1 rRNA gene (only partly in view) is annotated in these 612 nt (G+C 53.8%); it reads right to left on the bottom strand.

Annotation, left to right across the window (positions count from 1 at the left end):
• Positions 1-528 (bottom strand): 23S ribosomal RNA (locus ABDH49_09145); its annotated part reaches 318 nt to the left of the window's first position; the annotation flags it as partial.
• Between the last annotated feature and the right edge of the window lie 84 nt (positions 529-612).

Genomic DNA, 612 nt, shown 5'->3' with positions numbered 1-612 from the left:
ACGGTACTTGTTCGCTATCGGTCGCAAGACGTATTTAGCCTTGGAGGATGGTCCCCCCTGATTCACGCAGGCTTCCACGTGGCCCACGCTACTTGGGATTGCCAGCCATGCTCTTGGAATGTTCTTTTGCCTACGGGACTCTCACCCTCTCTGGTAGGCCATTCCAAACCATTTCGGCTAGAACAATCTCGAGCACGAGAAGTCGGCAGCCTTCTCCACTGACATCCCACAACCCTGCTGTTGCAACACCTGCCGGCTTGACACAACAGCAGTTTGGGCTTTTCCCTATTCGCTCGCCGCTACTAAGGGAATCTCATTTTGATTTCTTTTCCTCGGGCTACTGAGATGTTTCACTTCGCCCGGTTCCCGCCCTTATTCGGGGCACGCGCTATGGCGTGGGTTGCCCCATTCGGAAACGACCGGATCATAGTGTCCTTACCCACTCCCCGATCATTTCGGCGGTTTGGAGCCGTCCTTCATCGGCGTCTTGCACCGAGCCATCCATTACAGGCCCTTACTACATTACAATCCCTAACCTTTACCCCTTTTTTGTATGGGGTAGTCAACAAGACCCTTTAGCTCCTTCAGAAAGGAGGTGATCCAGCCGCACCT

It is taken from the genome of Candidatus Hydrothermales bacterium (genome assembly GCA_039630235.1).
Taxonomy (GTDB): domain Bacteria; phylum Hydrothermota; class Hydrothermia; order Hydrothermales; family JAJRUZ01; genus JBCNVI01.
The sequence above is the reverse complement of the archived record's forward strand: the minus strand, read 5'-3'. Positions and strand labels throughout refer to the sequence as shown.